The following is a 13800-nucleotide window of genomic DNA, read 5'->3' on the forward strand; positions in this document are numbered from 1 at the left end:
AAGGCGGGCGAGGGGACGACCGCGGGAGGCGTTCCTCCTCGCGGCATCCCCCCGCCCCTGCGTGGCATCAGGCTCAGTTGGTCCAGACGGCCTTGCCGTCGGCCTTCACCTCGGCCTTCCAGGCATCGCGGATCTGGGTAACGACCGCGTCCGGCAGCGGGATGTAGTGCAGCTTCTCGGCGATGGCGTCGCCATCGGCGCCATAGGCCCAGTCGAAGAACTTGATCGCCTCGGCCGACTGCGCGGCGTTGGTCGGGTTCTTCGGCAGCAGGATATAGGTCGGGCTGGTGATCGGCCAGGCCTTCTCGCCGGCGGTGTCGATCATCGAGGCGGCGAAGTTCTTCGCGCCCTTCCAGTCGGCGGCGGCGGCGGCCTCGACGAAAGCAGCGGTCTCGGGCTTCACGACCTTGCCGGCCTTGTTGACCAGGTTGGTGGTGGCGAGCTTGTTGGCCGCGGCATAGACGAACTCGACGTAGCCGACCGCGCCCTTGGTGTTCTTCACGGTGCCGGCAATGCCCTCATTGCCCTTGGCGCCCGCGCCGGCCGGCCACTGCACCGAGGTGGCGGCGCCGACATTCGCCTTCCAGTCCGCGCTCGCGGCGGCGAGATAGGAGGTGTAGACGAAGGAGGTGCCCGACGAGTCCGAACGGTAGACCGGGACGATGGCGAGATCGGGAAGCGTGGCGCCCTTGTTCAGCTCGGCGATCTTCGGGTCGTTCCACTTGGTGATCTTGCCCTGGTAGATGTCGGCCAGCACCGGGCCGGACAGGGTCAGCTGGCCGTCGCCGATGCCGTCGATGTTGACGATGGCGACCACCGAGCCGATCACGGTCGGGAACTGCAGCAGGTTGGCGGCTTCGAGCTTGTCGTCCTTCATCGGCGCGTCGGAGGCGCCGAAATCGACGGTGCGATTGACGATCTGGTTCTGACCGCCGCCCGAGCCGATGGACTGGTAGTTGAGGCCGGTGCCCGACTTCTCCTTATAGGCCGCGGCCCAGGCCTGGTAGACCGGGGCGGGGAAGGAGGCGCCGGCGCCGTTGATGTCGGCGGCGAAGGCGGAGCCGGCGAAGGCGAACGAGACCACGGCGACGCCGAGGAGGCGGTTGAATTTCAAAGGACTTCTCCCAGTGCTTCAGCGGCCCGCGCGGTGCGCGGACCCGGCCGGAGGTTTTTGCCCGGAGGCGGTGAAAGGGATCACACCGGACTCTTAACGACCGGACGCCACCGTTCTATGACTTTGCAATGACACTCGGATGACAGTTCAAGCCATTGTTTTTACGTCGAGTTTCGACGTTTCGGCCGGCAGCGCCGCCAGCCGCACCGAGAATGTCGACCCTTCGCCCGGCGTGCTGTCTATGCCGAGGCGTCCGCGATGGCGGGCGACGATATGCTTGACGATGGCGAGGCCGAGCCCGGTGCCCCCCTGCTCGCGCGAATGGGCGGTATCGACCCGGTAGAAACGCTCGGTGAGGCGCGGCACATGCTCCGGCGCGATGCCCGGACCGTAGTCCCGCACCGCCACCAGCGCGTCCTCGCCCTCGCGCGACAGGGTGATGTCCACCCGCCCGCCGGAAGCGCCATATTTCAGGGCGTTCTCGACCAGGTTCTCGAAGACGCGGATCAGCTCGTCGCGATCCCCCTGCACCGTCACCGGCGCCTCGGGATGCGCGAACACGATCTCCATCTGCCGCTCGGCGCCCAGCGGCGCCAGCGCCTCGCGCACATGGCCGACCACGGCCGTGAGGTCGACCCGTCCCTGCGGGCGCAGATGGGCGTTGAGCTCGATTCGCGACAGCGACAGGAGGTCGTCGATCAGCCGCGACATGCGGCGGGCCTGCTCCGCCATGATCTTGAGGAAGCGCTCGCGGGCGGTGGCGTCGTTGCGCGCCGGGCCCTGCAGCGTCTCGATGAAGCCGGAGAGCGAGGCCAGCGGGGTGCGCAGCTCGTGGCTGGCATTGGCGATGAAGTCCACCCGCATCTGCTCGACGCGCCGCTGCGGCGTGAGATCGGTGAAGGTGAGGAGCAGCGCCTCCACCTTTTCCGCCCGGCCGCCGGCACCCGCCGGCCCGGCCACCGGCACGATGTCGGCCCTGAGCCAGCGATCGACCGGCACGCGCTGGCTGAACTCGACGCGCCGCGCCTGGCCGTCGGCGCTGGCGGCCCGGATGGCCTCCAGCACCTCGGGCACCCGCACCGCGAAGGAGACGGGATCGCCGACGCGCACGGCGGCCAGCATGCCCGACGCGCGGCTGTTGGTGGCGCGCACCGTGCCGCGATGATCCAGCAGCAGCGCCGCCTCCGGCAGCGCCCCCACCAGCCAGGCGAGCCGGTCGGGCGCCGGCGGCGGCTCGCGGAAACGCGACAGGGCGGCGGCCACCGGCCGGCGCAGCCGCCCGCGGCCCGCCGGCAGGCCGGCGGCCACCAGCAGCACGGCGCCGAGGCCGAGCGCCGGGCCGACCGCGAGCACTTCCTGCACCACCGCCACGACGAGGCCGAGCCCGCCGGCGAGCAGAATCCAGCGCGCCGCCGCAAGCCGCTCGCCGAGCGTCTCGCGTGCGAAGGGGCCGGATTCGTCGATACTCATGGCGGTTTACTCCCCCGGCGGGCTCAATTTCGCTATGCTGTCCCCGGCTCATCGAGCGGATTCGTGGGAATCACGCCCGGCGGGCCGGGAACGACTCAGCCGTCTCCTTATGATCTCATCGAGAGGCTTCCATATGACGAAGAAGCCGAACCGGCCGGCGGTCAAGCCCGCAGCGGCCAAATCCTCCACCCCCGACGCCACGCTGGCACAGGCGGCGGCCACCGACGCGCCCGTCACCGACGCCCCTGCCGCGGACCGCAAGAACGGCAAGGGCGACAAGGCCGCCAAGGGCGGCCGCTCCGGCAAGGGAAACGGGCCTGGCAAGGGAAACGGGTCCGGCAAGGCAAGCGACCGGCTCGCCGAGACGCTTGCCGGCTTCTCGCTCGACCTGCCGGCGCTGCCGGCGCTCATCGACGAGCGCGCCTATCGCAGCGGCAACTACCCCTATGCCGACCGCCCGAAGCGCAAGCACTACCAGAAGGAGCTGCGGGCGCTGCAGATCGAGCTCCTGAAGCTGCAGCGCTGGGTGAGCGACACCGGCGAGCGCGTGGTGATCGTGTTCGAGGGGCGCGACGCCGCCGGCAAGGGCGGCACCATCCACCGCTTCATCCAGCACCTCAATCCGCGCTATGTGCGGGTGGTGGCCCTGACCAAGCCGACCGAGGCGGAGGCCGGGCAATGGTATGTCCAGCGCTATATCGCCCACCTGCCGCGCAAGGGCGAGATCGTGCTGTTCGACCGCTCCTGGTACAATCGCGCCGTGGTCGAGCCGGTCATGGGCTTCTGCACGCCGCAGGAGACGGCGCATTTCCTGGAGCAGGCGCCTACCTTCGAGAAGATGCTCGCCGATGACGGCATCCGGCTGTTCAAGATCTGGCTCGACATCGGCCGGGAGATGCAGCTCAAGCGGCTCTTCGCCCGCAAGAAGGATCCGCTGAAGCACTGGAAGCTGTCGCCGGTCGACCTCGCCGCGCCGGCGCGCTGGGACGCGATCTCGGCGGCGCGCGACGCGATGATCGCCGCCACCGACCAGCCGGCGGCCCCCTGGACGGTGGTGCTCGCCAACGACAAGATGCGCGCGCGGCTCGGCGTGATCCGCCAGGTGCTGGCCCGGCTGCCCTATGCCGAGCGCGACGACCGGGTCGTCGGGGTGCCCGACCCGCAAATCGTGCTCGACGGACGCAATTTTCTGCATCGGAGCGACGGTTGAGCCCCGCTGACGCCCAGATTGCCTGCCAGTGCTCCTCGACGTAAGAGCATGACGCTGCGTCGGCCACAGGGGGCGGATGCACGACAGCGCCCATATCCGCCGGGACGAGCCCGGCGGAGGACGGGAGTGCGCCGTGCCGTCCGCGCCGTGGGCGACGGCGAGAGTCCGCCCATCGACACCTCCGATGCGTTTCCGTCCGACCCGGGGCCCTAACCGAGCATGATCCTCCTTTGGCCGATGCGGCGCTTGCTGACCACGGGTCTGTTCGGCCTGTGCGCGAGCGCGGCCGCCGCCACGGAGCCGCCGCCCTATCGGCCGCCGCCGCCCGGGCCGCTGGATGCCCCGCCTTCCGCCTTCGGCCCGCCGCCGGGCCCGCCTCCCGAATCGTTCATGCCTCCGCCCTTCGCCCTGGCGCCGTTCGGGCCGCCGGTGCCCGGGCCGCTGCCGCCGCGCCCCGCCGTCGACTTCACGCTGCGCGGGCGCACCCTGCCGGAGGGCGGGGAGGTGCGCATCGTCCATCGCCAGGGCCGGATGCGCGTCGATGTCGACGTCGCCACGGTGTCGACGACGCTGACCGGCTTCATCGACCTGAAGGCGCGCAAGCTCGCGGTGCTGTCCAACCTGCCCGGCCTCGGCCGGGTGGCGGTGGAGATGAAGCTGCCGCCGGAATATGTGGCGATCGACATGCCGCCGGACAGCCGGTACTGGGGGACGGATACCGTCGCCGGCGAGCCCTGCGACGTCTGGCGCGCCGACGGCCTCGGCGCGGCGCCGATCGAGGCGTGCATCACCCTCGACGGGCTGCCGCTGCGCTCGCTGAGCTATACCGATTCCGGCAAGAAAGTGATGTTCGAGGCGGTGGAGATTTCCCGCAAGCCGCTCGGCCCCGAGGCGGTGGCGCTGCCCAAGGGCGTGAAGGTCACCCGGCTTCCCGGCGCCCTCAAGGGCATGGTGCCGAGCCTGACGCGCTGAACGCCCCCCCGCGCGGCCCCGTTTCCGGGGCCGCCGCCCTCAGCCGACGGCGCGGCGGGGGGCCTCGGCCTCACCATCCGCCACGGCCGCGGGCGGGACGTCGCCGATCTGCGGCTGCAGATCGTCGAGACGCGCCGGCACGGCGGCGGCCGCCAGCGCCGAATCCAGCGAGGCCGGCGCGGCGAAGCGCCGGCGGCGGCTGACCAGCAATTCGCGGATGCCCATGATGATCAGGGCAAGGGCGAAGGGCGTCACGTAATAGAGCAGGCGCAGCAGCAGCAGGGCGCCGAGCAGCGGCTCGGTCTCGAATTGCGGCAGCGCCACCAGCATGGCGGCGTCGAACACGCCGAGCCCGCCGGGCGCATGGCTGGCGAAGCCGAGCAGCGTCGCCGAGATGAACACCACGCCGAGCGCGATCGGATCGATGAACGGCGCCTGCGGCATCAGCACATACATCGCCATGGCGCAGAAGGAGAGGTCGACGATGCCGATGCCGATCTGCAGCAGGGTGAGCTTCCAGCCCGGCAGCGTGACCTGCCAGTGGCCCTTGCCGATGCCGATGCGGCGCGGCTTCAGCCCCACCCACACCACATAGGCAGCGAGCGCCGCCAGCAGCCCGAGGCCGATCATCCGGTTGATCCAGGGCGGCAGCTTGTCCACCGCGCTCGCCGCCCAGGGCTCCACCGAGACGCCGAGGCCGAGGATCGCCATGTTGCCCAGCCAGAAGGTCAGGCCGGTGATGAAGCACAGCTTGGCGACGTCCACCGCCCCGAGGCCGTGCGCGGAATAGATGCGGTAGCGCACCGTGCCGCCGGTGAAGGCGGAGAAGCCGATATTGTGGCCGATGGAATAGGAGGTGAAGGACGCCAGCGCCGCGGTGCGGTAGGGCACATGGCCCTTGCCGATGGTGCGCAGCGCGAACCAATCGTAGAAGGTGAGGGTGAAATAGGCGCAGGCGACGAACAGCGCAGCGAGCGCCACCCGCCATGGCGCGGTATCGGTGAGCGCGTCCAGCACCTCGCCCGGGCGGATGTTGCGCAGCATCTCGTAGAGGACGACCGCCGCCACGCCGATGATGATCAGGCTCGCGGCCAGACCGACGCCATGCCAGCCGACACGCTCGCGGAAGAACCTCGACATCGTGTTCAGCGTGCTGCTCATGGCCTGTGCGTCATCCCGTCTGTCGTCACCCGCATCTCCCTTCCAGCCCTACCAGACCTTGGCCGGCGGCGGAACCGGCGCCCACTGCGGCGACACCGCGCGGCGCGGCCTTCTCCGCCGCGAACGCGGCATAGCCGTGGCGAACCGCCCGTGCTCGCGACGGCGTGAACGGACCGCTCGCCGGCCTCCTCACAACCGCACCGGATAGCCGATCTCGATGGTGCGCGGGCGCGGCAGCCCGAAGCGGTCCACCGAGCGTTCGGCATTGCGCGCCAGGAAGGCGAACACATGGGCGAGCGCGTCGCGTATGCCCAGCACTTCCTCCGGCGGCATGATGCGCTCGTGGCCGATGACATAGACCGCCTCGTCCGGGTCGATGCCCAGCGAATAGAGGGCCGGGCCAAGCACCGAGGGCACGTCGATCTGCTGCATGTAGCCGAAGCGCACGTCGACCCGCACATGGCCGGCATCGAGCACGGTGACGCGCACCCGCTCGTCCACCGGCACGCGCGGGCGCGAGGCGATCCACACCGAGGCGATGACCGATTTCGAGAACTGCACGTTCAGCAGGTCGGACAGCCGGCCCAGCGCCACCGGGGTGAGCGCGCCGCCGCGCGACAGGAAGATGGCGGTGCGCGAGCTGGTCGCGCAGCCGGCCGGCTTGCCGCGGGCGATGAATTCCTCCAGCGGCTCGGCGAAACGCTTCTGCTGGATGCCGAGCCCCTCCAGCCCGCGCCGCCAGCTGACCATCACCACCAGCACGACCGAGGCGATGGCCACCGGCAGCCAGCCGCCATCATGCAGCTTGGTGAGGTTGGCGGCGGCGAAGGAGAGGTCGACCACCAGCAGCCCGCCGGCGAGCCCGACGAGCGCCAGCACCGGCAGACGGCCCAGCCGCTTGACGAAGGCGACGAACAGGATGGTGGTGGAGATCATCGCCATCGCCACCGCGATGCCATAGGCGGAGGCCAGCCGGTCCGACGAGCCGAAGGACACCACCACCGCGGTACAGGCCAGCATCAGCAGCCAGTTCAGACGGCCGACATAGATGTGCTGGTCGTTGTGCTCGCTGGTGTAGCGGATGCGCATCGGCGGCAGGTAGCCGAGCTCGATCGCCTGCTTGGCCAGCGAGAACACGCCGGTGATGATCGCCTGCGAAGCGATGACCGTCGCGGCGGCCGCCAGGAACAGCAGCGGCACGTCGAAGAGGTCCGGCGACAGGTCGTAGAACGGGTTGCGCACCGCCGCCGGGTTGACCAGCACGGTGGCGCCCTGGCCGTAATAGTTGAGCAGCAGCGCCGGCATGGCGACGAACAGCCAGGCGCGGGTGATGACCTTGCGGCCGAAATGGCCGAGATCGGCATAGAGCGCCTCGCCGCCGGTGATGGCGAGGAAGGTGGCGCCGAGCACCGCGCCCGCCAGCCAGATATGGTCGGCGAGGAGGGCGATGCCGTAGCGCGGGTCCACCGCCACCAGCACGCCGGGCTGCTGGATGATGCCGTAGACGCCGAAGGCACCGAGGGTGACGAACCACACCAGCATGATCGGCCCGTAGAAGGCGCCGATGCGGTCAGTGCCGGCCCGCTGCGAGACGAACACCGCCAGGATCACCACCACGGTGACGGCGACGATCCAGTGATCCAGCGCCGGCGCCACCACCTCCAGCCCCTCGATGGCGGAAAGCACCGACATGGCCGGGGTGAGCACGCCGTCGCCGATCAGCATCGCCGCGCCGATCAGGCCGGCGACGAGCAGCCACAGCCGCCCGCCGGTGGCGCTGCGGTGCAGGTCGAGCAACGTCACCAGCGCGAGGATGCCGCCTTCGCCGTCATTGTCGGCCCGCAGCACCAGCAGCACATATTTGACGGTGACGGAAAGGATGATCGCCCAGGTGACCAGCGACAGCAGGCCCAGCACCTCGTCATGGGAGGCCGAGGCGCCGCCCACCGCCAGCAATCCCTGCTTGAAGGCATAGAGCGGGCTGGTGCCGATGTCGCCGAACACCACGCCGAGCGCCGCGAGTTCCGCCGTAAAGGGAAACAAGCGACGCGCGCTGGTCGAGGAAGCGGATCGGGCCATAATGCCTCGTCAGGCCGCTGCCGGGCGGCACAGCCGGCCCCAGCCGCCGCTGCGGATGCAATTCACCAAACTGGCACGTGGCATGATCGACGCCGGCGATGAGGAGGAAGTCGCACCCCGCAGCAATAGCGCGGCCGGTTGCCGCCGCCAAGCGGAGTTTCCCTCGACGGGACCATGAAAGGGCAGGAATCCGCCGGACGGCGCCTCGATATTCCCCGGACGGAGCGAAGCGCGGCAAGGATTTGAGGGAGGGGAGCGTGGGGGGCGGAAAGCTCCCCTCCCTCGACCATCCGTCGGAGCAACCCTAAGGCTTGCGGGGGCCATTCGGACTCGCGACGGCGGGTAGCGACGTTCGGAACGGAGGAGTTGGATCCAATTTTCCATCCGAACGGTTCGGTCATTAGTCGTGAATATAGTCCCGGGGCGCGGTTTTGTCAGGGAGGTCGCGAAAATGCCGCGGGCACTAGCGACAACGTGATCGCAACGATTCAAAAACATAATAGATTTGAATCGATTTCCCGAAGCGATGCGCCGCGAGCGATACGCCCGATGCAAGCCTCCGTCACCCTGCCGTTTGCCTGGGCCTTTCCCTCGCCCGGCGCGTCCAAGCGCCGGCAGATCCTCGACGGCGCCGCGGGGGTGTTCCTGGCCTGCGGCTTCGACGGCGCCAGCATGGGCGAGATCGCCCGCGCGGCCGGGGTGTCGAAGGGCACGCTCTACACCTACTTCCCGTCGAAGGAAGAGCTCTTCCGCGCGCTGCTGCGCGAGAAATGCTCGGGCACCGCCGAGCGCTGCTTCCTGCTGGCGCCGGACGGCGAGGTGCGGGCGGAGCTGACGGCGGTGGCCCGCCGCTACATCGCGGCGATGGCCGAGCCGGAATACATCGCCACGCTGCGGGTGGTGATCGGCGTCGCCGACAAGTTTCCCGCCATCGGCGCCGCCTATCACGAGGCGGGCATCGAGACCGCCGTGGCGCTGCTGCGCGACTGGCTCGCCGGCAAGGCCGCCCGCGGCGAGCTCGCCATGGAGGCGCCGGAGCTGGCGGCGCGGCAGTTCATCTGCAGCTGCTATGCCCAGACCGTCACCCCCATGCTGTTCGGCCAGATGGACGCGCCGGCGCCGGAGGAGGTCGACCGCGCCATCCGCTTCACCGTCGACGCCTTCCTGCGTGCCTTCGGCCCGGCGGCGGAACGGGATCAGCCGGCCGCGCCCTCGCTCGCGCCCTCGCCCTGCGCGAACAGCGTCGCGAGCCCCTCGCGATAGCTCGGAAAGGCGAGGTCGACGCCAAGCTCCCGCCGGAGCCGATCGTTGCGCACCCGGCGATTATCGGCCCAGAAGGACAGCGCCATCGCCGACATCGAGGCGGCGGCCTCCGCGAAGGGCACCGCGACCGGTTCCGGGCGGCCCAGCAGGCGGGCGGCGTGGCGCACCGGCGCGCAGGCCGGGGAGGGCTCGTCGTCCACCACATTGACCGCGCCGGAAAACCCCCGCCGGAAGGCGGCGTCGACGGCGCGGGCGATATCGTCGACATGGATGCGGTTGAACACCTGGCCCGGGCGCTCGATGCAGCGGGCGCTGCCATCGGCGACGTCGACCAGCGCATTGCGGCCGGGACCGTAGATGCCGCCGAGCCGTAGCACCGCCACCGGGCGGCCGGTGCGGGCGCCGAGCGCGGCCCAGCCGGCCTCGGCCTCGATGCGGCGACCGGCGCGGGGCTTGCCGCCATCGAGCCGGGCGCCCTCGTCGATCCAGGCGCCGGCGCTGTCGCCGTAGACGCCGATGGTGGAGAGATAGACGATCGGCCCGGTGCCCTTGGCGAGCGCATCGGCGAGCGACGCCAGGAAGGGATCGCCCGCCTCCCCTGGCGCGGCGCTGACGAGAATCGCGGCCTCGCCGGCGGCGGCATCGGCGAGCAGGGAGGAATCCGGGGCGAGAAGGCGGACGGGGCCGGCGTCGCGCTCGCCTTTCCGCGTGGTGCCGAGAAGGCGGGAGAAGCGCGCGGCGAACAGGGCGGCATAGCCCCGGGCGCAGAAACCGTAGCCGAGGCAGATCAAGGTCGTCACGCGGCATTCTCCAGCGAAGGATCCCATTCCGCCCGCACCGCGGCATCGGCCTCGGCCGGCACGTGGCGGGCGGCGAGGCGGGCGAAGACGGCGGGCGGCACAAGGCGCGACAGCGCCCAGACCGCCGCGCCGCGGATCAGCGGCTCGGGATCGGCGAGCAGGCGCTCGGCCTCCGGCGCCAGCGCCGGATCACCGGAATTGCCGATGGCGGTAAGCACGTTGCGCAGGAACCGCACGCGGCCGGTCCGCTTGATCGGGCTCTTGGCGAAGCGGGCCCGGAAGGCACCGTCATCCAGCCGGGCGAGCTCCGCCAGCGCCGGGTTGCGGTTCTCCTCGCGGGCGGCGAGCCGCGCCTCGCGGCCGAGCGCGGCGAACTTGTTCCACGGACAGGCGGCGAGGCAATCGTCGCAGCCATAGATGCGGTTGCCGATGAGCGGGCGCAACGCGCGCGGGATCGGCCCCTTGTGCTCGATGGTGAGATAGGAGACGCAGCGGCGGGCATCGATCCGGTAGGGCGCCGGGAAGGCGCCGGTCGGGCAGGCGTCGAGGCAGGCGCGGCAGGAGCCGCAATGATCGCGCTCCGGCGCGTCGACCGGCAGCTCCAGCGTGGTGGCGATGGCGCCGAGCAGCAGCCAGGAGCCCTTCTCGCGCGAGACCAGATTGGTGTGCTTGCCCTGCCAGCCGAGCCCCGCGCTCGCGGCGAGCGGCTTCTCCATCAGCGGGGCGGTGTCGACGAACACCTTCACTTCCGCGCGCTCCGGGCCCCCGACGCGCGGCACCAGGCGCGAGCAGATGCGCTTCAGCTTGCCCTTGATCAGCTCGTGATAATCGTCGCCGCGGGCATAGACCGAGATGGCCGCGCGGGCCGGGTCCATCAGCGCGGCGCGGGGGTCCTCGTCCGGCCCGTAATTGAGGCCGAGCATGACGACGGAGCGGACGTCCGGCCACAGGGCGCGCGGGGAGGCGCGGCGCTCGGCCGTCTCGGTCATCCAGCCCATGTCGCCCTGGGCGCCGGAGGCCAGCCATTCGGCAAGGCGCGGCGCGGCGTGGGGAATGGCGTCGGCGGCACAGATGCCGACGGCGTCGAAGCCCTCGGCACGGGCGAGATCGACGATCAGCAGCCGGGCGGCGGCGGGGGTCAGAAATCCAGATCCGCGTAGCAGGCGGCCGGCGGCATGCCCGCCATGGTCAGGGCGAGCAGCGGCCGGAAGGCCGGGCGCGACTTGATGCGCGCGTACCAGATCTTCGCCGTCTCGTCCTCGTTCCACGGCACGTCGCCCAGATAGTCGACGCAGGAAATATGCGCGGCCGCCGCGAGATCGGCATAGGAGAGCCGGTCGCCGGCCAGCCAGTTCCGCGTCTTCAGAAGCCAGCCGATATAGTGGAGATGATAGCGGATATTGGCGCGGGCGGCACGGATGGCCGGCATGTCCGGCGGGCCGCCGCCCGCCTCGCGCGGCATGAAGCGCTTGTACACCTTCTCGCGCACCAGCGGCTCGGACACCTCGAAGTAGAATTTCTCGTTGAACCACGCCATCAGGCGGCGCACCTCGACGCGCTCCTCCCGGCCGGTCGGCAGCAGGCGGCGGTCGCCCATCGCATGGCCATAGGTCTCGTCGAGATACTCGGCCGCGACGGTGCCGCCGGGCACCACCAACCCGTCCGCCTCGACCAGCACCGGCGTCTGGCCGGCGGGATCGAGCATCAGGAAACCCGGACGCCGTTCCCACACCCGCTCCTCGATGAGTTCGGGATCCATGCCCATTTCGCCCAGGGCGAGACGGATCATGCGCGAGAACTGGCAGAAGGGATGATGATAAAGCTGCATTGTCCGGGGAGCGCCGCGCGGCGGCCTGAAAAACGCCGTCCGCTGATCGGTCTAGAGGGGTTGCCGCGACATCGCAAGCGATGACGGCATCAAGATGGCAGCACCGAGGGGGGTTGCCGATACGGCACGGCGCGCTTTTTTAGAGGTATCGTGTCCGAGCCGTTAACATGGATTGCGACGGGGAAACGCGTCGACAAGCAACAAAAGGGAGGATCTCATGGCCGAAACACCGCAACACGGCGCCATCGTCTGGAACGAGCTGAACAGCCATGACGTCGAGGCCGCCAAGAGCTTCTACGGGCGGCTCATGGGCTGGGACTTCGTGCCGATGCCGGTCGGGGATCGCACCTACTGGGTGATCAAGAAGAACGGCGTCGACGTGGGCGGCATGTTCGCGATGAACGGGCCGGAATTCGACAGCGTGCCGCCGCACTGGATGACCTATGTCGCCGTCGACGACGTCGATGCCAGCGTGAAGCAGGCCAAGGCCGCCGGCGGGCGGGCCCTCAAGGCCCCGTTCGACATTCCGGGCGTCGGGCGCATCGCCGTGGTGAAGGATGCCGAAGGCGCGGTAATGGGCTGGATCACGCCGAAAATGTAAGGCGGCTCAAGGCGCTGATGCCGCTGGGGCATTAGGCGTTTCCGACATTCGCATGTCATGTTGCGGGCGCAGGTGCGTCGCTCAGGCGGCGCGCCTGTGGCGTCCGACCGCCTATCAACCTGCGAAGCGAAGGAAAATCCGAACGATGCAGATGCCCCTCCCGGCTTCCCCCATCCGTGCCTGTGGCTATTCCCTGCGTGAAGGCAGCCCCGAATTCGACGATCTGGGCCTCTCTCTCGACGAAGCGGAGGCGCTCGGCGTCGATGTGGTGGAGCTGCCGGTGTATGCGTGGCACCTCGTCATCGGCGGCCGGGTGCTCACCGACCGGCTGGCCGACCTCTCCCGCGCCCTTGCCGGCCGCCGGCTGGGCTATAGCGTCCACGGCCCGCTCGCCATCAACCTGATGGACCTTCCCGAGCGTCTGCCGCGCCACGAGGCGGTGCTGGAAGCCTCCATCGAGGTGGCCGGCACCATCGGCGCCGATCATCTCGTCATCCATACCGGCGTGGTACGCGAGCCCGGCGACGACATCGAGGTCGCCTATGCCCGCCAGCGCGAGGCGCTGGCGGGCATAGGCGACAAGGCGGCCGCCGCCGGCATCACCCTGTGCGTGGAGAACATCTTCCGCTTCGTTGGCGCGCGCGAGACCGCGAGCCCCCTGAAGCTGGCCGGCGAGATCGCCGCCATCGACCACGAGGCGGTGCGCGCGACGCTGGATGTGAGCCACGCCTATATACGCTGCGCCGAAACCCGGCACGACCCGCTGGCCGAGATCGCCGAGCTGGCGCCCTATGTCGCGCATCTGCACCTGCACGACAGCTTCGGCCGGCCGAAGGAGCTGTGGACCTACGATCCCGCCGAGGCCGCGGCGTTCGGCGAGGGCGACCTGCATCTGCCGATCGGCTGGGGCAGCATCGACTGGGCGGCGGTGGCCGCGGCGGCGCCGCTCGCCTCCGGCACGGTGGCGATCCTGGAGCTGAACCCGCGGCACTGGCGGGAAATCGGCGCGCAGATACCGGCGCTGCGGGCCGTGGCCGCCCGGTTTCGCGGGCTCGACGCCGCCGTGGCCGCCTGAAGCGGAGGCCCGGGCCGCCCCGAAAGCCGCCTTTCCTCCGTCGCGGCTTCGATTCAGCCCGCCGGGGCTTCTTGCAGGCGCGTAACGCCGCCCCTATATCGGCGGCGAACGGCGCGAGGCAACGTGCCGTACCCAATCTATCGGGGGCCGGTCCGGGGGACGGCGTGGCGCGAGGCGCCGATGCCAGTCCTCTCCGGGTGCTCAACGAGGTCCGGCCGGCCTGCCAG

12 protein-coding genes are annotated in these 13800 nt (G+C 70.2%); 5 read left to right on the top strand and 7 right to left on the bottom strand.

Going from position 1 to position 13800, the window contains the following annotated elements:
• Positions 1-73: 73 nt before the first annotated feature.
• Entirely contained in the window at positions 74-1114 is a 1041-nt protein-coding gene (gene pstS / locus KHC19_RS15550; protein ID WP_213353285.1) for a phosphate ABC transporter substrate-binding protein PstS, read from the bottom strand.
• Between the two features lie 147 nt (positions 1115-1261).
• On the bottom strand, positions 1262-2584 hold the full coding sequence (locus KHC19_RS15555) for an ATP-binding protein (protein ID WP_213353286.1): 1323 nt from the start codon (positions 2582-2584) through the stop codon (positions 1262-1264).
• A 133-nt stretch (positions 2585-2717) separates the two neighbouring features.
• Between KHC19_RS15555 and ppk2 the strand changes: the two genes are divergently transcribed.
• The gene (gene ppk2, locus KHC19_RS15560; RefSeq protein ID WP_213353287.1) at positions 2718-3794 is read left to right on the top strand and encodes a polyphosphate kinase 2; all 1077 of its coding nucleotides are present in this window, start codon (positions 2718-2720) and stop codon (positions 3792-3794) included.
• 246 nt (positions 3795-4040) lie between these two features.
• Positions 4041-4766, top strand: coding sequence for a hypothetical protein (locus tag KHC19_RS15565; RefSeq protein ID WP_213353288.1), 726 nt, complete (start codon positions 4041-4043; stop codon positions 4764-4766).
• 39 nt (positions 4767-4805) lie between these two features.
• On the opposite strand, the gene KHC19_RS15570 is transcribed toward KHC19_RS15565, so the two are convergent.
• Complete coding sequence (locus tag KHC19_RS15570; RefSeq protein ID WP_213353289.1) at positions 4806-5927, bottom strand: putative bifunctional lysylphosphatidylglycerol flippase/synthetase; 1122 nt, start codon at positions 5925-5927, stop codon at positions 4806-4808.
• 189 nt (positions 5928-6116) lie between these two features.
• A complete protein-coding gene (locus KHC19_RS15575) occupies positions 6117-8006 on the bottom strand; it encodes a potassium transporter Kup (RefSeq protein WP_213353290.1) in 1890 nt (629 codons plus the stop codon).
• A 549-nt stretch (positions 8007-8555) separates the two neighbouring features.
• On the opposite strand from KHC19_RS15575, the gene KHC19_RS15580 reads away from it, so the two are divergent.
• Positions 8556-9269 (top strand): TetR/AcrR family transcriptional regulator, encoded by a 714-nt coding sequence (locus KHC19_RS15580; RefSeq protein WP_213353291.1) that lies wholly within the window; start codon positions 8556-8558, stop codon positions 9267-9269.
• Here the strand turns inward: KHC19_RS15580 and KHC19_RS15585 are convergent.
• The 3 genes from KHC19_RS15585 to KHC19_RS15595 are packed head-to-tail and all read right to left on the bottom strand — an operon-like array spanning position 9203 to position 11897.
• On the bottom strand, positions 9203-10069 hold the full coding sequence (locus KHC19_RS15585; protein WP_343207736.1) for a Rossmann-fold NAD(P)-binding domain-containing protein: 867 nt from the start codon (positions 10067-10069) through the stop codon (positions 9203-9205). The genes KHC19_RS15580 and KHC19_RS15585 overlap by 67 nt on opposite strands.
• Positions 10066-11232, bottom strand: a complete 1167-nt coding sequence (gene queG / locus KHC19_RS15590) for a tRNA epoxyqueuosine(34) reductase QueG (protein WP_213353445.1) — start codon at positions 11230-11232, stop codon at positions 10066-10068. The genes KHC19_RS15585 and queG overlap by 4 nt, the downstream gene beginning before the upstream one ends.
• On the bottom strand, positions 11208-11897 hold the full coding sequence (locus KHC19_RS15595; RefSeq protein ID WP_213353293.1) for a glutathione S-transferase family protein: 690 nt from the start codon (positions 11895-11897) through the stop codon (positions 11208-11210). Before KHC19_RS15595 ends, queG begins: the two co-directional genes overlap by 25 nt.
• A gap of 217 nt (positions 11898-12114) precedes the next feature.
• Between KHC19_RS15595 and KHC19_RS15600 the strand changes: the two genes are divergently transcribed.
• Together KHC19_RS15600 and KHC19_RS15605 are read left to right on the top strand one after the other, a co-directional pair.
• Positions 12115-12498: a VOC family protein gene (locus KHC19_RS15600; protein WP_213353294.1), complete on the top strand. Its 384-nt coding sequence runs from the start codon at positions 12115-12117 to the stop codon at positions 12496-12498.
• 145 nt (positions 12499-12643) lie between these two features.
• Positions 12644-13573 (top strand): sugar phosphate isomerase/epimerase family protein, encoded by a 930-nt coding sequence (locus KHC19_RS15605; RefSeq protein WP_213353295.1) that lies wholly within the window; start codon positions 12644-12646, stop codon positions 13571-13573.
• The last annotated feature ends 227 nt before the right edge of the window (positions 13574-13800 follow it).

Origin of the sequence: Ancylobacter oerskovii, from assembly GCF_018390555.1 — a bacterium.
In the GTDB taxonomy this organism is placed as follows: domain Bacteria; phylum Pseudomonadota; class Alphaproteobacteria; order Rhizobiales; family Xanthobacteraceae; genus Ancylobacter; species Ancylobacter oerskovii.

Excerpts from the sequence above, each read along its gene's own strand:
- KHC19_RS15555 (WP_213353286.1), bottom strand. The coding sequence starts at position 2,584 with ATGAGTATCGACGAATCCGGCCCCTTCGCACGCGAGACGCTCGGCGAG.
- ppk2 (WP_213353287.1), top strand. The coding sequence starts at position 2,718 with ATGACGAAGAAGCCGAACCGGCCGGCGGTCAAGCCCGCAGCGGCCAAA.
- KHC19_RS15570 (WP_213353289.1), bottom strand. The coding sequence starts at position 5,927 with ATGAGCAGCACGCTGAACACGATGTCGAGGTTCTTCCGCGAGCGTGTC.
- KHC19_RS15575 (WP_213353290.1), bottom strand. The coding sequence starts at position 8,006 with ATGGCCCGATCCGCTTCCTCGACCAGCGCGCGTCGCTTGTTTCCCTTT.
- KHC19_RS15580 (WP_213353291.1), top strand. The coding sequence starts at position 8,556 with ATGCAAGCCTCCGTCACCCTGCCGTTTGCCTGGGCCTTTCCCTCGCCC.
- KHC19_RS15595 (WP_213353293.1), bottom strand. The coding sequence starts at position 11,897 with ATGCAGCTTTATCATCATCCCTTCTGCCAGTTCTCGCGCATGATCCGT.
- KHC19_RS15600 (WP_213353294.1), top strand. The coding sequence starts at position 12,115 with ATGGCCGAAACACCGCAACACGGCGCCATCGTCTGGAACGAGCTGAAC.
- KHC19_RS15605 (WP_213353295.1), top strand. The coding sequence starts at position 12,644 with ATGCAGATGCCCCTCCCGGCTTCCCCCATCCGTGCCTGTGGCTATTCC.